The organism is uncultured Ligilactobacillus sp., assembly GCF_948826705.1.
Classification (GTDB): domain Bacteria; phylum Bacillota; class Bacilli; order Lactobacillales; family Lactobacillaceae; genus Ligilactobacillus.
Map to the genome: position 1 here is coordinate 1 of NZ_CAQLEL010000048.1, position 24,037 is coordinate 24,037.

A 24,037-nucleotide genomic window follows, 5' to 3' on the forward strand; every position below is an offset into this window, starting at 1 on the left:
ACACGAAAAACGTGCCACCAATCATGACCACTACCTTCATTATTCAAAGCATCATATACATATTCACGTGCATTTTTGACGATCAATTCTTTATTTTCCATAGTAAAAAAGCTCCTTTGTAATTAGAGGTCTCTCAATTTTCCCATATCTACTGACTCATATAGAGCCTTACAGACTTTCATATGTTCCAAATGATCAATATCTGTGTATTTTTTTCCTTGCTCAAGGTTCAACACGCTTTGTTTCTCTTGTTGGACCAAATACTTTAATTCAGCAAAGCTCTCGATCTCTAACTTCTTTAACGTTCGGAAAATACTTGCCCGTGAAACATATAATTTTTTAGCTAACTCATCGCTAGTCAAACTATCCCAAGTAAGCTCAACTTGTCGCAAATCTGTGACCATTTGGCGTTCTTGTCCTGTTACTTCATGATAATGTTGATCGATACGTGTTAACAGATCCATCATCTCACCTCCATTTTTCCAGCTCTCTTTAATTCTACAAAATACTTTTCCATCACACCAACCATTCACCTTTTAAAGCATATTTTTTGTAAAAAAACTTTTATTATTCGTGTTTTACTAGTAGCTTTTTTTAGTAATAAATGCTAAAATCAACGCTTGTAGGGGTAGGAATTTATGCGTTACGGGCTTACGGAACGGAATGTGAACGTAAGCAGAAGGCTGAACCGTCATTTTAGCCGCGTGTATCTTCCGCATTCACCAATGATCTAACCATTACTGGTGCTTGTCTCCCCCCAATTTATTTTTAGGGAGATGTTTTTTTATGACGAATTTATCTTGGAGAAGTCCAAAACTCACGACCAAAACAGTCACTTTAGCTGCAATGCTGATCGCTTTACAGACTGTTTTAGGCAAGATCTCTTTTGGTTCAGACAACTTAGTCAAGTTTGGTCTTGGTTTTATGGGAACGACTTTGATCGGTTATTTCTTAGGGCCTTGGCTTGGTGGTGTTGCCTTAGTCTTAGGTGATCTGATCAAAAATACGTTGTTTTCAACTGGAAGCACCTTTTTTATCGGATTCACTTTCAGTGCTTTTATCACTGGTCTGATCGCAGGCGCTTTTCTCTACCAACAAAAGATCACTTGGCAACGCCTTGCAGTCTACCAATTCGTTCAGATCTTCGTGTCCAATATCTTCTTCAACACTCTATGGATCCATCTGATGTACCAAGCACCGATCTGGGGACTATTGAGCGTTCGTGGTCCTAAAAACTTGATCATGTGGCCGATCGAGGCTGCGATCAGTTTCTTGATCTTACGCGCTGTTTCTCGTCTAGACAGTCGCTTAATGCACTAATTTAGTTATTCCACCGATCAAGTGTGAGCTTGGTCGGTTATTTTTTTACGACAAAAAGCCACATCAAACATGATGTGACTTGTACTTTAATCAATGATCAAATGGACCTGTCTTTTCAACTCAGGCAATACCTCTTTGGCAAACCAAGGATTCTTACTTTGCCAAAGCTTGTTACGCGGCGAAGGATGAACTAAGGGAAAATATCTTGGTAGATATGTCTGGTAGTCGTGTACGATATCAGTTAATTTCGCACTGCTTTTAAGCTGGAGATAATACTTAGTTGCATAACTTCCTACAAGTAACGTCAATTCTAGTTCAGGCATCTGTTTTAATAACAACGGATGCCATTTTTTAGCAAAATCTTTTCGTGGTGGTAGATCCCCGCTCTTACCCTTGCCTGGAAAATAAAAATCCATCGGTAAGATCGCAAAATCTTTTGACTGATAGAATTCTTCACGGGAAACTCCCATCCAAGCCCGTAAATTATCACCACTAGGGTCATTCCAAAACAACCGTGTATCCTGCGCCCGTTTTCCCGGTGCTTGTCCCACGATCAAGATCTTGGCTTCTTTTGGTGCTACATATAATGGGTCGATCCCAGCCTCGGTATATTTTTTATTTGCGTGATCGTTTTTTATCGCTTCAAAGATCGTATCTTGCATATCGTTCACCTATCCTTACCCACAGCCTAGCATACAAATAAAAAAAGTGCCACACAAATGCGTGACACCAAGCCTTTGACGTGACCGCCAAAGCGCCCCTGCCAAGGAACTATATTATACCATGTTTATTTCATCGTGGCCGCATAGATCCGGCGTTCTTTTTGCTCGAATGCTTTCATAAAATCAACTAGAGCCTTTACCCCTTCAAACGGAAAGGCATTGTACATGCTTGCCCGCATCCCACCAGCCAAAACATGTCCTCGGATATTTTTTAGCCCGTTTTCCTCAGCTTGGGTGATGAATTTTTCATCAAGTTCTTTACTTCCCGTCGTAAAAGGAACATTTGTCAACGAACGATCAGGCGCATGTGCCGTCCCCAAAAAGAGTTTTGAGTTATCCAACATGTCATACAGAAGTGCCGTTTTAGCCTCATTTTGTTGTTGCATCTGCTTTACGCCACCTTGTTTTTTCAACCATTGGAAAACTAGGCCAGCTGCATAGATCGGAAAAACTGGCGGTGTATTTAAATTAGAGTCACGTTTGATCAACTTCACATAATCAAGCATTGAAGGCAGATCTTGTTCTTTGTCCAAAAGCGATTCTTTAACGATCACCAAAGTCAGCCCAGCCGGACCGATATTTTTTTGTGCACTAGCATACAAAAGACCATACTTTTGAACATCGTGTTGATAGCCCAAAATATTTGAAGATATATCTCCGACTACCGTTTGCCCTTGTAATTCAGGTAATTTACGATACATCGTCCCTTCGATCGTGTTATTGATCGTCAAGTGTACATAATCATAGGCTTTATCCAATGCGATCTCGTGTGGCAAATGGGTATAGGCAGAACTTTTACCCGAAGCGACCACTTCGACCTTGCGCTCAGGTACAAGTTGAGCATCCGCGATCGCTGTTTGCGACCAGTGCCCTGTGTCGACAAAAGCAATATTTTTCGTTTTCCGTGCTAGATTCAACGGTACCGTCGTAAATTGTGTCGATGCTCCCCCTTGTAAAAATAAGATCTTGTAGTCTTTAGGAACCGCTAAGAGCTCTCTTAGATCGGCTTTAGCAGTTTGAAACATCTCTTCGTATAGCGCTGAGCGGTGGCTGATCTCCATCACACTCATCTCACTATCACGATAGGATACCAACTCAGCTTGGATCTGAGCTACCACTTCGGGTGGCATCATTGCCGGTCCCGCTGAAAAATTATATACTTCCACAACTCGTACCTTCCTTCTGTCTCTAATTTTAAAAATTAATAATTGATGATAATAATAAATTTATTGAACTTTACCTCAAAAGTCAATATTTACCATGATTTTAAAGATATATTTAAACTACATCTACTAGAACCATTAATAATTATTGATAGTAACATTAATTAATATCAATTTAACTTTTTTGTAACATCATTTCCAGCCCAATTTGCACTTTTAAATCCAAACAACTTTAATTTTACTAGTATTTGCTTCAGTGTAGTAGTTTATATTTCTTGTAACATTTTTGTAACATTATTTTTTAAATGTTCCGCTCTCTTTTCAATAAAAACCCTGATATATCAACATTTATAACGTTTTATTTACCTTTACTAAATCTTAATAAATTTATTTTTCCAATATTTTCAAGGTTTCGCGGTTATTTATTACAAAAATTGGTAAAATGTAATCTTTTTTGCATTAGGTTGCAACATAAATGGATTAAAATAAATGTATCAGTCAAATTGAAGTTAGTCGTTTTAGAAATTATTTGAAAATTATATAGGAGTGAATATAAATTTTGAATCATACAGCAAAAAAACTTTTAGTCGGTACAGTCGGAGCAGCCGGATTATTCTTGGCTACAACAGCAACAGCTAATGCGGATACAACTCATAAAGTTGCTAAAAACGATACAGTTTGGGATCTTTCACAAAAATATGGTGTTTCCATCCAATCGATCGAAACTTTGAACAACATTGACCAAAACTCCCACTTGATCATTACTGGTCAAACATTGAAAGTTCCTGCTAAGGATGCGCAAGTTGCTCAAGCTGACACAACAAACACGGCCGACAAGCAAACCAACACAGAAAACACATCTGATGTAACTGTTAAAGCAGGTGACACCCTTTGGGCACTTGCACAACAATACAACACAACAGTCGAAAAGTTACGTGAATTAAATGGTCTATCTGCTGACGCTTACCTCATCCATCCAGGTAAAGTTTTGAAGGTCAACGGTACAGCACAAGCTACACAACAACCTGTTGCTCAACCTGAAGCACCAGCACAAACACAACAACCTGTTGTCCAACAAGAAGTTCAACCAGAACAAGCTACACAACAACAAACTCAAGAACCTCAACTTGTTGTTTCAGCTAACCACACAACACATACTGTTCAAGCTGGTGAATCACTTTACACGATCGCTCAAGCTTACGGTGTAACAGTGGATTCTTTACGCCAAGCAAATAATTTAGGGGCTACTTTGCTCGTTGGTCAAACATTGACTGTCAATGACCCAACTAAAGATCCTGCACAAGAAGCTGCTGCTCAACAACAAGCTGCCGCTCAAGCTCAACAAGAGGCTGCTGCTCAACAAGCCGCACAACAGCAAGCTGCTGCTCAAGCTCAACAAGAAGCTGCTCAACAACAAGCTACTGCTCAAGCTCAACAACAAGTACAACAACCTGTTCAAAGCCAAGCTCCAGCTCAAACGCAAGCTCCGGCACAGCAAGTGCAACAACAAGCACAACCTGCTCAAGTTCAACAACCTCAACAACAAGTTGTTTCAACTTCAGCTGATGGTGGTGCGATCGCAGCTTATGCACAATCATTTATCGGTACACCTTACGTTTGGGGCGGTTCAACACCAGCTGGTTTTGATTGCTCTGGCTTGACACAATACGTTTACGCACACTTTGGTAAACAGATCGGCCGTAACACGATCGCTCAAGAATCTGCTGGTGCTCATATCCCAGTGAGTCAAGCTCAAGTTGGTGACTTATTGTTCTGGGGTACACCAGGTTCAACTTACCACGTTGCTATCTACTTAGGTGGTAACAGTTTCGTAGCTGCTCCAGAACCAGGTCAAAGCGTTAAGATCGGTAACATGGCTTACTTCATGCCATCATTTGCTGTACACGTAAACTAAAGATCATTCTTTTAGACCATGTGAGTTTTTGCTCCATGGTTTTTTTGTACTAAGAAAGCTCACTGCCAACTGCAGTGAGCTTTCTTTACTATCTATAATTCCACGATCGCAAAGCCAAATTGTCCTAAACGCTTATCTTGTTCAACTAAATTTTGTCCTAGTAGTAGCTTACGATCTTTAGGCAAAACGATCTTGATACTACCATATCCTAAATTAAAGAGCGCAAACAGGCGTTTATCACCTAAGCGACGGCTAAAACTCAAATAAGAATACTGATTGCTACATTGGCCCCATTCAAATGAGCCTTCACACAATACATTGTTGTAACGGATCCGCATCGCTAATAAAGTTTTCAAAAAGCGTTGCATTTCATCGCTTGCTTGATCATCTTTCCAATCCATACATGGCTGTAAAGCAGCTTCAGTTCCCGCTTTGATACCTTTTTCAGTACCATATAGAATACTTGGCGATTCTGGTTGCATGAACATAAATGCCAAAACTGCACGCAACAATTGGACATTTCCCTCACACTTGGCTAAGATCCGCTGTGTTTGTGGACTATCCGCTGCCAAAAGCGAAGCTGAAAGCGTACTTGGATCAGCCCGTAATTGATGCTCATTTAGCGCATAGGCTAATTCAGTCGGTGGAATATTTTCAGTGATAAAAGTTCCCTCAACTAGTTCACGCACATCGATCGAATTATTCCCCGCAAAAACATCATCATGTTCAGCTTTTTTAGCGATCGTATTTCCTAAAAGATAGATATCTTTCTTAACTTGACGCAATGTTTCTAGTAGGTAACGTTTGAAGGCTGCCGGTATCTCATTAGAATCTGCAATGCTCCAGCCATCAATATCAAAATTACGTGTCCAATACGTCAAAATATTACCAAAGTGTGCTTGGACTTCGGGATTTTCCAGATCGACTTTTGGCATATGTGGATTGTTGTTCAAAGCCTCATAGGTCAAACGTTCAGAATAATCGGGCAATTCACTAGGTACGTAACGTACTGGAAATTCCTTGATCAAAAACCAATTGGCAAAACTCGACCGAGCCCCGTATTTACGCACATCTTGCCATTGGAGCGAAAAATCATTTAGATGGTCGCACGTGATATCTAACATGACCTTCATCCCTCGTTGATGGATCGCTTCGATCAATTCTTTAAACTTCTCTTTGGTCCCAAAGGCTGGATCGATCTCATAGTAATCGATCGTATCGAATTTATGGTTGGAATAAGCATCAAATACTGGACTTAAGTAGATCCCATTAAAGCCCAACCCTTGGATGTGATCTAACTTATCGATGATCCCCTGCAAGTCGCCACCAAAAAACTTTGCTTTATCAGCTTCTTGCCCCCATTCAAGTGTGTCTTTAGGATCTTTTTTTTGATCACCATTGGCAAAGCGATCTGGCATCAACCGATACCAGATCATCTTTTTCGTCCATTCTGGTGTTGTCGTGGTCTCATCCAATACTAAGTACGGCGTCAAAAAGCCCGTCATCTCTTGAACAGCTTTTGGAGTATAGAGTTGCATCAAATTAGCGTCATATAAAAGCTCATTGCCTTTTCGATCGAGTAAATGAAATGCATATTTTAGCTTACGTGTTGCTGGGATCGGCAGTTTAACGTCCCAGACGTCATAGATTCCATTTTGCAAACGCTTATCCATTTCTTTAGTTACATATTCCCAAGTATCTGTTTGACCTGAATCTTTGACCAGCATCTGGGGTGCCCCAAAGATCACCCGCACCCGTGTAATATCGCGATGCTTGGTCTTTAATTGTAACCGATAGTTTTGTTTATCCGCCATGTACGCCATCTCGCTTGCTGGGCGGTGATAGATAGCTGATCTTTCCATACAAACCTTCCTTTTAACTAAAGTATTTAACTCTATTATAGCCCAGACAGCACAAAAAAAGCAGTCAAGAAAACCTCAACTGCTTGAACTAGATCATTTGGTAAATTCACCATCAGCGATCTCATCTAAAACCGTCTTTGATGGGATAAAGAACAGTTGTCCTGATAAAATATCAGAAAAGGACAACAAGAAATCATGTCCCTTGAGCATTGACAGTAACATCAATTTAGTCACTTGCCAATAACGTGAATATCCCATAAAATACGTTCCCGTCTTACCGGAAGCTGGATCAGAATAAGGGACATTCATCCGGATGATCTTTTGTTCTTCACCATTGAGCTCAACTTTAGAGACAACATTATGCGCATTTTTGAATTTCTCATCGTCATCAAGTTCGAGATCACTGAACTTTTGACGCCCGATCGCCTTTTCTTGATCTTCAGTCTTGAGCTTGTTCCAAAAATCCATGTTATGCAACCACTTTTGCGCAAACGCATAAGATCCATTGACAAATTCTGGATCTTCATCACCGACTAAAGCGTATTGAGAAGCTAACTCCATCTCAGGTGCTTCTGTCCCATCGATAAAGCCTACGATCGCCCGACCTTCAAAGTAACGAAACCCCTTTGTTTCATCAACAACATTAGTGATATCACGTAAAAAGAGCATAAATTGTGACATTGCTTCGTAAACGACTGCTTCATCGTTAGCCCGAATGTGGAAGAAAAGATCCCCTTTAGTTGCTGGCATCTCGTACTTATCTCCCCGCAAGGTCTGATATGGAACAAGTTCTTTTGGCTTCGGTGCATTAGGGAATAAATAATCCCAAGCATCACTACTAAAACCAAACGTTGCTCGTAAGCACCCTTCATTGTCTCGAATATGCAACGAACGCAAGATAGCTTGGTAACGGTCAGCAAAAGCGGCGATCACTTCTTGTTCATGCTTTTGGTCTTGACGCTTTAACTCAAGTACCGTGAACTGAACATGCTTACCAGCATCTTTCCAAACATCTTGAGCTAATTTTGGTTCAACTGTCATTTATTTGACCCCCTTTTGATTTTCGTTTTAATTTTAGTCTTTTATTCTAAATTCGACAAGAAATATCACCCAAAGATCGCAAAACCATGCTTACCTAACTGATCTTGCACCAAATTTTGTGCTAATAATGGTGTCTTTTGTGTTACTTTTAGTGGTTTTTCACCTAAGTTAAAGATTGCACAGATCTGTTGCTCTCCTTTACTTCGGATCAGTTTTAACGTTTGGTTATCATCATCAACTTGCCAAGTATAAGTTCCATAGCTAAAGATTCGATGATAGTCTTTGCGTAATTTGATCAATTCCTTGGTAAAGGCGAGCATCTTTTGATCTTGCTTGTCTTTATCCCAGATCATACAAGCCCGACATCCTGGATCATTGTCTCCAGCCATCCCGACTTCTGTACCATAATAGATACATGGCGAACCAATTTGTAAAAACATCAGCGTTAGCGTCAGGCGCATCAGATCCTTATCACCTTGGCAAAGCGTCAACAACCGAGCTGTATCATGCGTATCCATCGAATTTAACATCACTTGATTTGTCGGCATACGATAGAGCATCAATTGTTCGTTCAAACGCGAGACCATCTCACTAAGACTGATCTTTTTAGCTACTATTCCATCATTTAAAGTTTCTGTAAATGGATAATTCATCGCACCGTCAAATTCATGTTGGTTGACCCAACTTTGCGCATTATGCCAAACTTCACCTAAAACATAAAAATCGCGTTTTAAATAGTGTGTCAAAGAGTAAAAATGTCGCCAAAAGTGATGATCGATCTCATTTGCCACATCTAGACGCCAAGCATCAATATTGAATTGTTTGATCCAATATGCTGCGATCTCATGCAGATAATTTTGTACTTCACGCGAAGCCGTATTCAGTTTCGGCATGTGCGGTGTGTTTGCAAAGACTTCATAAGTCAGATCACGCGCAAATTCATCATTATCCGTCTTAGTATAGCTGACTGGAAACTCATTGATATGAAACCACGATGCAAAACGGGACTCTTGCCCATGTTCGATCACATCTTGCCACTGCATCGAAAAATCACCCAAATGGTTAAAAACAGCATCCAACATGACTTTCATCCCACGTTTATGTGCTTCATCGACTAAACGTTTAAACGTCTTTTTATCTCCAAAATGAGGATCGATCGTAAAGTAATCGATCGTGTCATATTTATGGTTAGAATGCGCTGTAAAGATCGGACAAAGATACAATCCCGTGATCCCTAGATCTTTTAAGTAGTCTAAATGATCGATGATCCCTTTTAGATCGCCCCCAAAGAAATTGTCGCGTGAAGGCTCGCTACTTCCCCAAGGTAAAGTCCCTTTTGGATCGTTGGACTTATCTCCGTTAGCGAATCTTTCCGGAAAGATCTGATACCAGACAGTTTCTTTGACCCATTCAGGTGGATCGATCCGATCGATCTCGTGAAGATACGGCATCCGAAAACAAGTCAACTCCGCGATACTTTCTTTAGTCGCTAAGACTAGCTTTCGATCATCATAGAGCCACTTTGTCCCTTTTTGATCCGTGATCAAAAAAGCATATTGCAAACGATGCAACGGCAAAGTGACTTGTGCTAGATAATAGTCATGGAGCTTAGTGATAAAACTTCTATCCATGTCGATCGTCTCATATTCCCAAGTTCCTTCATCTTTTTCGTTGACTTTAGTACCGTAAGGGTCGCCGTACAACAACTCTACTTTAGATACATCGTCATGTTTGACTTTTAAGCGGATCTCAAAAGCCCCATTTTCTCTTAAGTACGCCATTTCACTATCAGGCCGGTGATAAACTGCTGCAATATCCATTATATTCCTCTTTTCTTTATCTCTCTAAAACTATCGCCCCATACGAAGCCAGCTGGACTTTTTGCCCTAAAACTTTAGCATTTTGTCCCAATAAAACTTTGGTAAGATCACCACAAGGATAGCTCTGTTCGTCTGCACTTAGATTACAGATGACTAACGCTTGCTTGTTCTTTGATATCCGACGGTAAACATATAGCTTAGAACTGGTATTTTCTAAGATAAACCGCCCCTTTATAAATAACTCTTGGTGCTTTAAGCGTAAAAGTTGGCGATAATAATTCAACGGGCTCTTCTGGTCGCTTTCTTGTTTTGCTATATTGGTCTTTTGCAAGACTTTTGAATACTTCCACGGCTCAACTGTGGAAAAGCCTTGATAAGCTGTTTCATCAAACGGCATCGGTAACCGCGCTGCCATCTTATGTGCTTGACTAGCACTTTCTAAGATCTCGTTCTCACTCCAACCCTTAGCACGTGCCTTATTAGCAAAATCGATGATCTGCGGATCCTCAAAAGCTTTTAAAGTCGGCAAAGTTTGAGACATTAAGCCCAGCTCTTCACCATAGTAGATACACGGGATCCCCCGCTGTAAATACATCAAAGTCGCTAACATCTTCGCACAGGCACTGTGTTCTTTTGGCGGAGCAAAGCGACTCAAGATCCGTGGCATATCGTGATTGCTCCAATATAGTGTCGGATAACTCACACCTTCAAGCCGCTTTTGCCATTCGAGCATGTTATATTTGAAGCTGGGAATATCTAACTTCACAGGCTGTCCGATCTGAGGCAGATCAGGTTCTACTTGGCTTTTATCTTCGGCAAAATAGCGAAAAGTCACGACTGTATCACAACTCTTATCTGCTGGGGTCGTATAATCTACTGCTAGATCGATATCAGCACTGGCTGCTTCACCTAAGATAAAGATATCGGGCTTTAACTGCCGCAATTGGCTGATAAACTCTTGCAAATAGGTCCTCACTTGCGGTAAGTTGGCATAAAACATCTCAGCGATCTGCGGTTTATCTGATGAAGTCAACATATCTTGTTCAAAATCTGCCTTGGCAATATGGATAAATGCATCCAATCTGAAGCCATCGACCCCATGATCGAGCCAAAACTTAGCGATCTTTAACATCTCGACTCGAACTTTTGGCTCTGCCCAGTTTAGATCGGGCATTTCCTTTGCAAAAAGATGAAAATAATAATTATCCGCATCTAGCGGATCTTGTTGCCAGACACTCCCACCAAAAAATGAGCCCCAATTATTCGGCGGACCGCCGTCTTTGCCTTTGTGAAAGAGATAACAGTTGCGAAACTCACTCTCCTTATCGTGTAACGCTGCTTGAAACCACGGATGCTTCTCTGAAGTATGGTTCAACACAAAATCCAAAATTATCTCTAAACCTAAAGCATGGGCCTTGGCTACCAGTTCATCAAAATCCGCTAAAGTACCGAGTTTTTCATCGATCTGATAGTAATCAGCAACATCGTAACCGTTATCAATTTGGGGTGACACATAGATCGGGTTGAGCCAGATGGTATTTATCCCTAACTCTTTTAGATACGCAAGCTTTTGCGTGATCCCCTTGAGATCCCCGATCCCATCATGATCGCTATCCTTGAAACTCTTAGGATAGATCTGATAGATGATCCGATCTGCTACACTTATTGTACTCACACTTTTCCCACCTTTCTGTAAAACTCACAACCTAATCTTATAAAATAATCAGACTTTTTGCAACCGCTTGCAAGATAATTTTTTAGATAATGTTAAATTATTTTCGTTCACGCAAGCGATTGCAAAATAAAAATCAATGCCTTAGAATAAACTCTAGAAATTTTTAAGAGAAAGTAGCGATATCCATGACTACCTTAAAAGACGTAGCTAAGAAAGCCAATGTTTCCCAAATGACTGTCTCACGTGTCTTCAACCATCCCGAAACTGTTTCCGATGAATTAAAAGACAGCGAAGTCCAAGCCTTTACCTTAAATTTCACAGGTCCTTGGACACTCAATAATTTTTCAGAACTCTTCAGTGATACCTTATATGGTCGTTGGTATCTAAATACCTTAGTCATCTCTTTTTTTACGATGGTGATCCAAGTAGCCGTTGTGACTTTAGCGGGTTATACCTACAGCCGTTATAACTTTGCTGGTAAAATCTGCCAAATTAGACGGTGCAGGCAACTTCACTATCTTTTGGAAGATCGTGATGCCTTTAGTCAAGCCGATGATCGCCGTTCAAGCGTTATGGGCTTTCATGGGACCTTTTGGCGATTTCATGACTGCCAAGTACTTGTTACGTGAAGATGCTAACTTGACTGTTGCTGTTGGCTTACAACAGTTTATCCAAGATCCAAAAGATCAACAGGTCGCACTCTTTGCTGCTGGTGCGATCTTGATCGCAGTACCGATCTGTGCTTTGTTCTTTTATCTACAAAAATACTTTGTCACTGGCTTGACTGCTGGTGGTGCCAAAGGTTAAAACGAGGTGTGTCTAATGCGTGAATTATTTCCGTTCAATTATTTTTATGCTCAACTAAGTCCAAAGAAGATGTTTGCTGGGCGTCATATGCTAAATTGGGCTCAAATGCTTTTAGTCTTGCTTTTCTTATTAGCTTTGAACCTATTAGCGATCCCCTTTTATTTTCAAAAGCAAACAACAGTTGAGCTTAAAAACTATCTACCTCAAGTAACAGAGCTTTTGCAAGATAAAAAACTCCAACAAGTAGCACACCAAACTCCATTTAAAAATGGTAGTTATTCATTTTCTCAAAAAGAGATCATCTTTGAAAAGCAAAATAAATTGATCGCTTTGGACGAAACGACAGCTAAAGCCAAAAAATATGCCGTAGCTATCGTTTTACAACCACAGTCTTTTATCTTACATGAAGGTAGTCAGACTTATCGTGTCTTTTATCCAAGACATTTTCCACCTAATGAGGGAAATATTGCTACTCAACTCACTAAGAGTTGGTATCAACAAAATAAAGCCGCGCTCACCTTCGCGATGATGTCACTTGTCTTAACGATCATGTTGGTGACCGATCTGATCTTTATCTTAGGGGGAGCTTTCTTTTTATGGCTCACCCGTAACAGTCCTTTGACTGATATCACGACTTTTAAAGAAGCGACTAATTTGATACTAAACATCCTAGGCCCAGCAAGTTTGCTTTCCGCTTTTTTTGGGGTTTATCTCATTTAACATCGCTAGTCTCATGTTACTACAAACATTTGTGTTAGCCTTGTTATTTATTCTCATTTACGCTCAGACACACTTTAAAGACCAATAAAAAGAGGCATCAGACCTGTGATATGGTTTGGTGCCTCTAATATTAATCAAACATATTTGCATACTGTTCCATTCTTCTGTATTTGTGAGATCAATAGTCCTTCTTTACATTCAGCTAGTTTCATATATATGTGGCCAGTTTTATCATAAAAAGAAGAATTACCACAAGAGAGCCATTTACCAGTCTTATCAGCGTAATTTACGACAGCTGATAAAATATCATACTTACTACTTATTTGACTAAAATTGCGTTCCATCTCCTTTTTCCCTTCCCCTCTGCTATATAAAGAACTCCCTATAAACATATCTATTCCTCTATCTTTTAAAGCTGTTATATGCTCTGAGTGGGCAGAATCAAAACAGATCCCTATGCCTATACGGAATCCCTTAATGGTGATCAACTTTGCTACCGTCCCTGGCGTAAAGAACTCACTTTCCATACCATATAAATAATTTTTTGAAATTATCTCTTCTATATTCCCTTCACAGTTAATATACAGAGCAGAAATATAAACTTTATTTTGAATCCTAAGAGGCAACCCTATTAAAAAAGAAATGTCATTTCTTTTAGCCATTTGACAAAGAGATAAAATACGTTCGTCATTAATTTCCAAAATATTATTTTTTTCCATAATGTACGGCAAATCATATCCTGTTAAAAATAGCTCTGGAAAGACCAAGAAATCAACTTTTTTCTGGGATGCTTTTTTTACTATTTCTTCAATTTTTGACATTGTTCTATTTATATGGTTTAAGTCATTATCAAATTGGGCTAAAGCTATTTTTATTATTTGATCACACATATCAATATTCCTTTATTCTATAATATCTTTAAATATTTCAGGATTTGTTAAATTATAGTAATGTCCACCTGTTTAACACTTTCTAGTATGGTTGAAAACTCTATACTAGTTTTTTCGTAAAAAACACTTCCCACATTTCTATAGGAAGTGTTTTAAGGATCATCCATATCAGTTGACAGACACCCGATAAAATATCACCGAGCGTATTTTTCTCATTTAGGCTTAACCGCGATAATTGATGAATTTATCGCCAGCTAAGTTCTTGTAGTATGCACTCATTGTTGTTTGGTAGTATGGGTAGACCCAGATAGCTGCAATACCTGCTGTTACCGCCACAAGCAACCACCAACCGATAAAGCTCAACTGCAAGACAAACATCTCAAACTTGTGACCATTCATCAATTCACGACTGAGCGTGATGTAGTCGAGGTAGTTCAAGCTGTTATTTTCATTATCTTTATTTACATCTTTGTAGATATAATATGTTTGAGAATATGAGTAAGCTTTGATCCACCCTGGGATCACAAAGAGTAACGACCACAGAAACTTAAAGATCGTTTGTAGGATATAAAGAACTAATACCGGTACGAAATATTTCTTTGAAAAGATCGAAAACATACCACGTACAGGACTAAAATCGCTATTCTTAGTCCGTAACCAATCAAGTGTCGTATAAGCGATACCTGTTGTGATCAAAACCCCGATCACCCCACCGATAATTGAGCCCCCGCCATTACCTGTACTACTATTTACAGTCTCATTGACAGTAGATCCGTTTCCAGAAAAGGCACCACTGTTGAACAAAAATACGATCACCGCAACTAAGAGCCCAAGGATAAGGCCTATAAAAACTGTCCCTAAAAGCGGAATAATGTTCAATAAAATAGCTTTTCCCCAGTTACCAGCAAGCAACTCGCGCGCTTCAGCTTTAAGTTCGCCTCTAGTTTTCATTAGAAAAAACCTCCTAAATTATTTTATGCTTACCATTATAATACAATTTTAACGTAAACAGCAATAAAAACTATTGGTCACGACCTTTTAACTTTTTTTGCCGACTTATTTGCCAAGTATACCAGCCAAATGTGATCAAAAATCCAAGTAGAGCTCCACTTCCCCAAGCTATGGCTAAACCAAAATGATCTGCCAAAAAGCCATTCAGGGCTAAAGCTAGCGTAGTTACTAAGGCTTCTAATGTATTATTGACCGAGACCCACGTCGTACGCAGGTCATCGGTGATCTTTTCATGTAATAACTTAGTCTGCAATACCTCGGCTGAGGCACATAAAGCAACATGGAGCCACATAAAAATGAGCGCCCAATAATAAGAGCTACATACCATTATCCAAACACTGATACAAAGAGCTAACACATGTGCTAAAAAAAGCTTTTCTGCTTGCAACCGAATTTTGATCAAGAAATCAAACAGCATTGCTCCTAAAATAGCGCACACATTGATCCCTACCAAGATCGCTCCTGTTTTGATCTTAGTTCCATGTTGAAAATAAAGTTGCCACTGATTATACGGTCCAACTGTTACAAAAGTTAATGGTAAAAATAAGACAAGTGTCTCAAATAACGGGCGCTTTTTTTGCCAAACATTCCGGTCAAATTTAACTATCTTTTTGCGTGGTCTAAGCTCTAGATCAAAACGGGTCAAACTTAGAGCTAAGATCCCTGTAACATATAAGATACATGCGCCACAGATCAAGGGTGCTCTCAGTTCAAAATTACCCAAAAAATCCGCTCCAAAATAGCCACCGATAAAGCTTATCAAGCTAACTAACATATAATTATGTGAAAACAATTTGTTTTGATCAAGATCTGTCTTTTTGGTTTTCTCAACGATCCAAGCAGTTAAAGTTCCTGAATAAAACGAATCACCTACTGCCGTTAAAATTGCACTTAGTACTAAAATCGTCAAATTATGCTCAAAGAGTGCTAAAAACAATAAGCCACTCCCACGAAATAGGGAACTTAAAAATGTCAATTTCAAAGCACCAAACATGTCTGCGAGAAAACCAGATGGGATCTCAGTCAAACATGTGATCAGCCAAAAAAGAGACAAAAATAAATTGATCTGTCCATAACTATATCCAACTTGTTTCATATAAAGATAGATCGTTCCAGCCCATAAGCTTAGCCCTAAAGCATACAGTGCTGAAAGTCCCTGATAGCTCAAAATATCATATCTAACCGTGTTATTATTTCGCATAGACTCTCTCCCTTAAGCATCCCCATGTAGCCTCTGATAAGGCTGAATATACGCCTCATTTTTAGAAATGTAAATCAAAATATCAAATTCAAATAAATAACGCCGTACATAACAGGTAGAGTAACCACGAAAAAAACAGATAGAACCTCTGTCAAACATGTGATCAGCCAAAAATAAATTGATCTGTTCCTAGCTATAGCTCATATAAAAAATGGTCTAGTCACCATGAGATAAAATATACTCATGGTAGCTAGACCATTTTTAAATACTTATTTTATTCAGCAGTGATCGCGATCAAATTGTCACCGTGTTTTACTTCGTCGACATCGATGCGTTCTACACTTGCATAGTTCATCGTGTTAGTTACGATCACCATTACCGTTGTGTCGTAACCAGCTTGCTTGATAGCTTCTAGATCAGCTGTCCCTAAAACGTCACCCTTCTTGATCTTTTGACCTTGAGTTACGTTAGAGGTGAAATGTTGACCTTTCAAGTTGACCGTATCGATACCTACGTGGATCAAGACTTCTGCACCTCGATCTGTCTTGATACCATAAGCATGCTTTGTTTCATAAGCTACTGTGATCTCACCATCTGCTGGAGCATAGATCGTACCGTCAGCTGGAACAACTGCCGCACCATCACCCATCATCTTAGTGGAGAATACTTGATCGTTTACTTCGCTTAGATCGATCGACTTGCCATCAACTGGGGAATCAACAACTTGATTTTCGACCCCAGAAACTTTTTTAGCTTCTGTTTTTGCTTCCTTAACTTCTTTTGGTTCACTTGGTGCAGCCACTGGAGCTGGATTTAATAATTGGCTGTGACTCTTACCATAGATAAATGTCAAAGCAAATGCAGCTGCAAATGAGATGAGCTCAGCTACGATATACATTGGGATCGAAGAAGCGTTGATCGACAAGAACCCAAGGAAACCAGCAGAACCTAATGAAACTGCAACGACATGCATCAAACCAGCAAACATCGCTGCGATCCCTGAACCGATCAACGCACAGAAGAATGGGAATTTATACTTCAAGTTGACCCCAAACAAGGCTGGTTCAGTGATCCCAAGTAAAGCTGAGACCCCAGCTGAAGATGCAAGACCTTTCATCTTCTTGTCTTTTGTCAATGTCCAGACCGCAAATGTTGCAGCACCTTGCGCAACGTTAGCCATCGAAGCTACGACAAAGATAAAGTCACCTGCGCCCTTACCATTGCTGAAGGCTGTGATAAGTTGGGTCTCGATCGCTGGGAAACTTTGGTGTAACCCAGTTAATACGATAGCCGAGTAAGTAAGACCAAAGATACCCATTCCAATAAAGCTTGTTGTGTCGTATAACCAAACGATACCATTTGTTACCCAATCAGAAAGTGTCTTCATTGCAGGCCCTACGATCGTGAAGGTCAAAAAGCCTGTCAACATAACAGCGATCAGTGGAGTAAAGGTAAAGTCAACTGCTGATGGTAAACGTTTGTGTAACCATTTTTCTAAAACAGACAAGATCCAAACAGCTGCTAAGACTGGAATAACTTGGTAATAGTAGTTATTTTGCATAACTTGCATGCCAAAGATATCCCATGATTTACCTGCCATCAAGTCAGGACTTGTCATGATCATCCCGATCGCTGCCCCGAGGTATTGGTTAGCCCCAAAACGCTTAGCAGCCGAGATCGCAACTAAGATCGGCATAAAGATAAATGGTGCTGCCGACATCAATTGGATCATGCTAGACAAACCTTTGATCGCTGGATTCATTTCTACGATCGCTTGTGGTCCAAATAAGCCTTTAGAAGTCAAGAAGTTGTTTAAAGCCATCAACAAACCACCCGCAACTAAAGCTGGGATGATCGGAACAAAGATATCAGATAAGAGCTTGATAAATGCCATGATCGGATTGAACTTCTTGCCTTGTTCAGCGATCTTCTTTAGATCTTCGGTCGAGGCTTCTTTTAAGCCAGTTTCTTTGATGATCTCATCATAAACAAAGTTGACATCCCCTGGCCCAATGATGATCTGATATTGACCGTTGGTTTTAAATGTCCCCTTAACGTCTGGATTGTTATCCAACGCTGCTTGATCGATATTGTTATCGTCTTTTAAGACTAAGCGCAGACGAGTCGCACAGTGGGCTGCTCCCACCATATTGTCGCGACCGACCGCTGCAATGACGTCTTTTGCCACTTTTTTGTGATCCATCGTTAGCACTCCTTTTTTGTAAACGTTTTACATTTTCTATATCTATAATAATATCGTATTTCAAAAATATGTCAATCGTTTATCACAAATTTATTTTAAAAAATTTAAAATCCAAAAATATATTTCGATATACTATGATATACGTTTGACACAAATAGCTGTAAAAGTTAAAATTCAATATATAGACAACGTTTTCAAAAACGCTTAAAAAGAAGGGATATTCAACTATGGAATGGACACGTGAAATGCGCTATCGGGCATACGCCGATTGGAGCGCTGAAACATTATTGAAATTACAAGCACAAGCAGCTAACTCCCCTTATCAAATGAGTTATCACATTCGCCCAAGCTCGGGACTTTTAAATGACCCCAACGGTTTTTCTTACTTCAATGGTCAATGGCACGTCTTTTATCAATCATTTCCATTTGGTGCCGCTCATGGTCTCAAATCATGGATGCACTTAGTCTCTGATGACCTTGTGCATTGGAAAGATCTCGGTCTAGCGATCGCACCCGATACAAAATACGATAGCCACGGGGCTTATTCAGGTTCAGCTTTACCAGTAGATGATAAATTGTTCTTGATGTACACCGGTAATCATCGTGATCAAGACTGGATCAGACATCCATTCCAATTAGGTGCTTGGATGGATCAAGAAGGTCAGATAACTAAGCTCACTGAACCATTGATCACCCAACCAGATCATACGACCGATCATTTCCGCGATCCACAAGTTTTCAAACACCGCGATCTCTACTACGTTGTATTGGGTGCTCAAGATAAAGAAACTAAGACTGGTAAGATCTCCTTATTCTCATCTAAAGACCTTAAGGAGTTCACCGATCTAGGCTATCTCGAATTCACTGCAGAAGAAATGGGCTATATGATCGAATGTCCTAACTTGATCTTTGTCGATGACAAACCACTTTTGGTCTTTTGCCCACAAGGTTTGGACAAAGATGTCGTAGCTTACGACAATATCTACCCTAATATGTATCTTTTAGGTGAAGATGTTCAGCTAAACAAAGCCAGATTTGAAGCTGGAACCAACCAGATCCAAAACTTAGATGATGGGTTCGATGTTTATGCCTCCCAAGCTTTCAATACTCCAGACGGTAAAGCTTATCTGATCAGTTGGGTCGGATTACCTGACGTTTCATATCCAACTGATGAAGAAAACTGGGCTAGCTGCTTGAGCCAAGTCAAAGAACTCTCCTTAAAGGATGGCAAACTTATCCAACGTCCTGTCGTTTCCATGGCTGCTCTGCGTGAAAAAGGCACTCCACTTCAAGCAGCTAAAAAAGTTAACGCTAAACAGCAAATAATTGCTGAAAGTGGCGAGCAATATGAGTTAAAATTGACTTTAGATACTGACCAGAATGGTACCCTCCATTTAGCTGGCAATGATGACCTTAGTCAAAGTTTGAAGCTTGAATTCTCAACTGGAAAAGACGCATATTTGACCGTTTCACGTGCAGATATCGGCGCTCAATTTGCAACTGAATTTGGCACAACGCGCACCATTGCGCTCCCAGACCAAAAAGCGCTCGACCTTGAGATCTTTATCGATCATTCGCTCTGTGAAATTTTTGTCAACGGTGGTGAACATGTGCTGACTTTACGTTTCTTTGCCGAAACTGGCAATAAACAGATCGCTCTCACTTCACCAACTGAGGCTGCGTTAAACTATCGGGGTACTTTCTGGAAGCTTAAAAGCATCTAGAAAGGATGGAGCATATGCGTCCCAAATTAACTGACGTCGCTAAAAAAGCGGGCGTCTCTGTCACAACCGTTTCACGTGTCATCAACGATTACGGTTATATCAGTCAAAAGACACGCGACAAAGTTTTTACTGCAATGGAAGAGTTGAACTATCAACCTAACTCATTAGCACGCTCTTTACATGGTAAGAGCACTAATCTAGTCGGTCTGATCTTTCCTGCGATCACCAACCCTTTTTTTGCTGAGTTAGTTGAAAAGATCGAACAAAAGCTCTTTTCAGAAGGATACAAGGTCATCTTGTGTAATGCCGGTTCAGATAAAGAAAAAGAGCGCGAATATTTAAAGATGCTCTTAGCCAATCAAGTCGATGGGATCATCGCTGGGGCACATAACCTCGGGATCGACGAGTACAATCGAGTCGGTTTACCAATCGTTTCATTTGATCGTAAACTCTCAGAACAGATCCCGATCGTCTCATGTGATAACTACGCTGGTGGCAAGATGGCAGTGCAAGAGCTCTACAATGCTGGGGCACGCCACATTTATTTCCTGGGAAATCCTCACCAACAAGGCAACCCGACTGATCAACGTCTAGCAGGATATTGCGATACGCTTGAAACTTATGGTCTAAGTCGCCATATCCATACGGTGAGTTTTTCAGAATCTCCTTCGCTCAAGCTTTTTTCGATCAAAAAGCTCTTACAAGAAAGTGTCGCTGACGGGATCGTCTGCACCGATGATCTCACGGCGCTTTTAGTCTTACAAGCAGCTAAAGAGTTAGCGATCAAAGTGCCTGAGCAGTTAAAGGTCACTGGTTTTGATGGAACGACGCAGATCCAGCTCTATCATCCCGAATTATCGACGATCGTTCAACCGATCTCAGATATCGCTGAACTTTTGGTCGAGGTCTTAAAAGAGCGGATCAAACAACCTACTGAGCCTCTCAAACAGATGCAATATACGTTACCTGTAAGCTTTTTACAGCGTAACTCGACTTTTAAATTAAACTAATAGGACCGCTCAACTAGTTAGTTGGGCGGTCTTTTAGTTTAATTTAAAATGCTCTCCTAGTAACTGAATCCAAGATCAGTAAGTACCTTTTTTACACAAGACGGTATTTTTTGAAAAGGTGAGCATAAAAAAGATTCAATAGTCGTTTTTAAGCCTAACATCTGCTTTTCACAGATCGAATCATTCAATAATAGTAATAAGCTGAGCCAATGTTGGTACCATAAATACTTCATATCTAGCTCTTGAATGTATTTATAGACTTCTCTTTTTGGCTTAAAATGTTTCTTGTTTACTAATAATTCACTATATAAGCTTAATAAAACTTCGTAGACTTCAACTAGATAAGCACCATCATATGTATCTGCTAAGATCTGCTCTTCTAGCACCGACCTACAATGCTCTAGACTTTGAATATTCAATAGATCTGCCTTAAATGCTAATAATCTCAATTCATCTAGCGACCAGACATCGACTTCAAAGAAATATTCGTTAAAATACATAACATCAGCTTCTGTCCTACTAGGATTGTAAGCTGTCTTCAGCTGATATTTGAATCCTCGCTTATTTTGACTATCATTTAAGAGCTGTAATTGTTCTACTTTCAAAGTATGTTCTTTAAAGCGATGCCAAAATTCCTCTGATTTTTTGATCTGCTCATTTTCATAAAAAAAGCCAAATTGATGCAATGAAATATGTAAATTTTGTAAAACTTCCAAAAAACTCTCTACGGATAAATTTGATTCCCCACGTTCAAATTTAGCTAATGTAGAAGGTGAGACAACATCTTTTGCCACTTTCTGCAAAGTCATCTTCTTGGAACACCGGATCTTTCGCACTAATTCCCCACAATTCATCAAAAGCCCTCCAAACCTTTTTTCTTTTTTCATTGCTTAGACTATAATAAAAAACTTCCAAATTCAATCTTGACAAGTCGATCTGAATAGTATTTCGTGTACAGCTCTAGTCCAGTTGCTTTTTACGTTCTTGATATTTTTCATAATTGCCAAAAATTATTGATAAATGATCGTATATTCCTTATTACTTATACTATTTTTGTAATATATGCCATTTTTCTATATTCTATCTTCCAATATGATAATATCATTTTACAAATTCTACCAAAGTATAGTAGACACTGGTATATTGTCCGTCATTTTAATGTAATGATCATTTTCACCTATAGGAGGGATATCATGTTCTATAAATATTGTTCAAAAGTTAAAAGTTCTTTGTTTTTGTTGCTCGCTTTAGTTAAAGCGTTCGAAGATGTTTTTGCTGCTTTTCTTGTGGCGCGCTACATCAACTTAGCCCAGACAAAAAGCTATCACGAACTCTTGTCTTTAACATTACTTGCTGTTGGAGGTTTCTTATTCTTTACCCTACTTGGTCTAGGGTATCGAAGAATACGATCCTCACTTCTAAAAGATGTCAATGTCAGATTCAAAAATGATCTAGTCGCTTATCTACTTGAAACTGATAATGCCCTCAAGCTAGATATATCTTATCTAACAAATGATCTTAAACAACTTGAAACTGCACGGATCGAAGGCCAGTTAAATATCGTTTTTTACTCGTTCCAATTTCTGACTTCTTTTATCGCAGGACTAGTTGCCAACTTGCTTTTAACATTCGTCTATGCACTGACTTCACTTGTTCCTGCGGCTGTTCAACGACTCTTTTCAAAAAAGGTCGAAACTTCTTCTGTTGCATGGCAAAAGAGCAACAGTGCTTATACTGCTAAAGTCGAAGAACTATTTAAAAATCTTTCTTTGATCAAACTCTATGATATTCGAAAATTATTTTCCACTAAAATGGAAAAACCGATCTTGGACCTAGAAGAAGCACTGCGTAAAATGAAGTTAAACATCGGCTATACTACTGAAGCATTGGTCGGAACTAGTTTTATCACAATGATCGTGATCCCCTTTTTACTTGGGATCTATCTCGTAATGAGTGGTCATATCACGATAGGTGTTTTTCTTATGATCGCTCAGCTCTCAAATAACTTCACCAGTCCTTTGATCTCGATCTTAGAAACACTCAATACGCTCAAAACGACCAATACGATCTACCAAAAATATCTGACAGCTAAAAAGACTAAACGTGTTTTTGACCTCCCTTCCGCGACAGATTTCGACTCACTTGACTTAAAACAAGTAGGTTATAAAGATCTCTACCATGAGCTTGATCTTAGCGTTTTAAAACACGAAAAGCTCCTTTGGACGGCACCGTCTGGCTTTGGTAAAACAACACTTTTCAAGATCTTATTGGGTGAATTGTCACCAGACACTGGGACATACGAGTTGAACGGCGCACCTGTCGATCATGCAAGCGTCCATGCTTATTTTGCCCATGTCGCCCAAGACCCGCGCATCTTTGCCGACACTTTACGCTTCAATCTTTGCTTGGGTAAAGATGTTCCAAAAGAAAAATTAGCCCGAGTGCTCGAATTGACTGGGCTAACTGAACTAGTCGCCCAACGTGGGCTTGACTCTTCATTAAAAGCAGATGGCTCTGATCTTTCCGGCGGACAAAAACAACGCATCGAATTGGCACGTGCCTTGCTCCAAGAACGCCCCGTCTTATTAGTTGATGAAGGAACTTCAGCCTTAGATCCTAAGCTCTCTGAGTTGATCCACCAAAAAGCGATCGCGACCTTTGATGGGACCGTGATCGAGATCGCCCATAAACTAAGTCCAAAAGAACAAGCGCTTTTTACCAAGACGCTCGCCTTAAATGAGCTAAACAAAAAAGTAGAAGCTGTAACATAAGTAAAAGACATCTTCAAACAGAAGGCACTGGGGTCCGTCAGGTATACAGTTTAAATAGAAAAATAGTTTATGCGGTTTGAACGCGGAATTTTTCTGCGGTCAAGCCGTTTTTTGATGCATATGCACGTTGCGTGTTGAAATATTCAATAGATTCTTTTACTGATTCCTCTAATTCTTCCAAC

19 protein-coding genes, 1 pseudogene and 1 riboswitch are annotated in these 24,037 nt (G+C 39.7%); of the genes and pseudogenes, 7 read left to right on the forward strand and 13 right to left on the reverse strand.

All coding sequences use genetic code 11. The features are described from left to right. Positions 1-122: 122 nt before the first annotated feature. Positions 123-464: a hypothetical protein gene (locus Q9Q35_RS02735; RefSeq protein ID WP_304652024.1), complete on the reverse strand. Its 342-nt coding sequence runs from the start codon at positions 462-464 to the stop codon at positions 123-125. Positions 465-622: 158 nt separating this feature from the next. Then, positions 623-727: riboswitch (THF riboswitch) on the forward strand. A gap of 59 nt (positions 728-786) precedes the next feature. On the opposite strand from Q9Q35_RS02735, the gene Q9Q35_RS02740 reads away from it, so the two are divergent. Beyond that, positions 787-1,320, forward strand: a complete 534-nt coding sequence (locus tag Q9Q35_RS02740; protein WP_304652025.1) for a folate family ECF transporter S component — start codon at positions 787-789, stop codon at positions 1,318-1,320. Between the two features lie 86 nt (positions 1,321-1,406). Here the strand turns inward: Q9Q35_RS02740 and Q9Q35_RS02745 are convergent, their stop codons facing one another. Both Q9Q35_RS02745 and serC read right to left on the reverse strand, forming a co-directional pair. Further along, on the reverse strand, positions 1,407-1,982 hold the full coding sequence (locus Q9Q35_RS02745; RefSeq protein WP_304652041.1) for a uracil-DNA glycosylase family protein: 576 nt from the start codon (positions 1,980-1,982) through the stop codon (positions 1,407-1,409). A gap of 125 nt (positions 1,983-2,107) precedes the next feature. After that, a complete protein-coding gene (gene serC, locus Q9Q35_RS02750) occupies positions 2,108-3,208 on the reverse strand; it encodes a 3-phosphoserine/phosphohydroxythreonine transaminase (RefSeq protein ID WP_304652026.1) in 1,101 nt (366 codons plus the stop codon). A 556-nt stretch (positions 3,209-3,764) separates the two neighbouring features. On the opposite strand from serC, the gene Q9Q35_RS02755 reads away from it, so the two are divergent. Further along, complete coding sequence (locus tag Q9Q35_RS02755; protein WP_304652027.1) at positions 3,765-5,120, forward strand: C40 family peptidase; 1,356 nt, start codon at positions 3,765-3,767, stop codon at positions 5,118-5,120. A gap of 92 nt (positions 5,121-5,212) precedes the next feature. On the opposite strand, the gene Q9Q35_RS02760 is transcribed toward Q9Q35_RS02755, so the two are convergent. The 4 genes from Q9Q35_RS02760 to Q9Q35_RS02775 all read right to left on the reverse strand — a co-directional run bounded on the left by Q9Q35_RS02760 (position 5,213) and on the right by Q9Q35_RS02775 (position 11,518). Beyond that, a complete protein-coding gene (locus Q9Q35_RS02760) occupies positions 5,213-6,982 on the reverse strand; it encodes an alpha amylase N-terminal ig-like domain-containing protein (protein ID WP_304652028.1) in 1,770 nt (589 codons plus the stop codon). A 93-nt stretch (positions 6,983-7,075) separates the two neighbouring features. Continuing rightward, a complete protein-coding gene (locus Q9Q35_RS02765; RefSeq protein WP_304652029.1) occupies positions 7,076-8,023 on the reverse strand; it encodes a Dyp-type peroxidase in 948 nt (315 codons plus the stop codon). Positions 8,024-8,088: 65 nt separating this feature from the next. Next, a complete protein-coding gene (locus Q9Q35_RS02770) occupies positions 8,089-9,843 on the reverse strand; it encodes a glycoside hydrolase family 13 protein (protein ID WP_304652030.1) in 1,755 nt (584 codons plus the stop codon). Between the two features lie 16 nt (positions 9,844-9,859). Then, positions 9,860-11,518, reverse strand: coding sequence for an alpha-glucosidase (locus Q9Q35_RS02775; RefSeq protein ID WP_304652031.1), 1,659 nt, complete (start codon positions 11,516-11,518; stop codon positions 9,860-9,862). 230 nt (positions 11,519-11,748) lie between these two features. Between Q9Q35_RS02775 and Q9Q35_RS02785 the strand changes: the two are divergent. Both Q9Q35_RS02785 and Q9Q35_RS02790 read left to right on the forward strand, forming a co-directional pair. Continuing rightward, positions 11,749-12,325: pseudogene (locus tag Q9Q35_RS02785) on the forward strand (ABC transporter permease subunit). Positions 12,326-12,340: 15 nt separating this feature from the next. Further along, the gene (locus Q9Q35_RS02790; RefSeq protein WP_304652032.1) at positions 12,341-13,045 is read left to right on the forward strand and encodes a maltodextrose utilization protein MalA; all 705 of its coding nucleotides are present in this window, start codon (positions 12,341-12,343) and stop codon (positions 13,043-13,045) included. A 134-nt stretch (positions 13,046-13,179) separates the two neighbouring features. Here Q9Q35_RS02790 and Q9Q35_RS02795 read toward each other — a convergent pair whose 3' ends face one another. The 4 genes from Q9Q35_RS02795 to Q9Q35_RS02810 all read right to left on the reverse strand — a co-directional run bounded on the left by Q9Q35_RS02795 (position 13,180) and on the right by Q9Q35_RS02810 (position 18,350). Beyond that, positions 13,180-13,935 carry a carbon-nitrogen hydrolase family protein gene (locus Q9Q35_RS02795; protein WP_304652033.1) on the reverse strand — a complete coding sequence of 252 codons (756 nt, stop codon included), beginning with the start codon at positions 13,933-13,935 and terminating at the stop codon, positions 13,180-13,182. 222 nt (positions 13,936-14,157) lie between these two features. Then, complete coding sequence (locus tag Q9Q35_RS02800) at positions 14,158-14,886, reverse strand: DUF975 family protein (protein ID WP_304652034.1); 729 nt, start codon at positions 14,884-14,886, stop codon at positions 14,158-14,160. Between the two features lie 70 nt (positions 14,887-14,956). Beyond that, complete coding sequence (locus Q9Q35_RS02805; RefSeq protein ID WP_304652035.1) at positions 14,957-16,147, reverse strand: MFS transporter; 1,191 nt, start codon at positions 16,145-16,147, stop codon at positions 14,957-14,959. Positions 16,148-16,421: 274 nt separating this feature from the next. Further along, positions 16,422-18,350: a sucrose-specific PTS transporter subunit IIBC gene (locus Q9Q35_RS02810; RefSeq protein WP_304652036.1), complete on the reverse strand. Its 1,929-nt coding sequence runs from the start codon at positions 18,348-18,350 to the stop codon at positions 16,422-16,424. Positions 18,351-18,577: 227 nt separating this feature from the next. Here Q9Q35_RS02810 and Q9Q35_RS02815 point away from each other — a divergent pair, with 227 nt between their 5' ends. Further along, complete coding sequence (locus Q9Q35_RS02815) at positions 18,578-20,074, forward strand: sucrose-6-phosphate hydrolase (RefSeq protein WP_304652037.1); 1,497 nt, start codon at positions 18,578-18,580, stop codon at positions 20,072-20,074. Positions 20,075-20,088: 14 nt separating this feature from the next. Continuing rightward, a complete protein-coding gene (locus tag Q9Q35_RS02820) occupies positions 20,089-21,084 on the forward strand; it encodes a LacI family DNA-binding transcriptional regulator (protein WP_304652038.1) in 996 nt (331 codons plus the stop codon). 56 nt (positions 21,085-21,140) lie between these two features. On the opposite strand, the gene Q9Q35_RS02825 is transcribed toward Q9Q35_RS02820, so the two are convergent. After that, complete coding sequence (locus tag Q9Q35_RS02825) at positions 21,141-21,938, reverse strand: helix-turn-helix transcriptional regulator (RefSeq protein ID WP_304652039.1); 798 nt, start codon at positions 21,936-21,938, stop codon at positions 21,141-21,143. Between the two features lie 339 nt (positions 21,939-22,277). Here Q9Q35_RS02825 and Q9Q35_RS02830 point away from each other — a divergent pair, with 339 nt between their 5' ends. After that, positions 22,278-23,855, forward strand: coding sequence for an ABC transporter ATP-binding protein (locus Q9Q35_RS02830; protein ID WP_304652040.1), 1,578 nt, complete (start codon positions 22,278-22,280; stop codon positions 23,853-23,855). A gap of 67 nt (positions 23,856-23,922) precedes the next feature. On the opposite strand, the gene Q9Q35_RS02835 is transcribed toward Q9Q35_RS02830, so the two are convergent. Next, a complete protein-coding gene (locus Q9Q35_RS02835) occupies positions 23,923-24,036 on the reverse strand; it encodes an IS3 family transposase (protein WP_225418363.1) in 114 nt (37 codons plus the stop codon). Position 24,037: the final 1 nt, after the last annotated feature.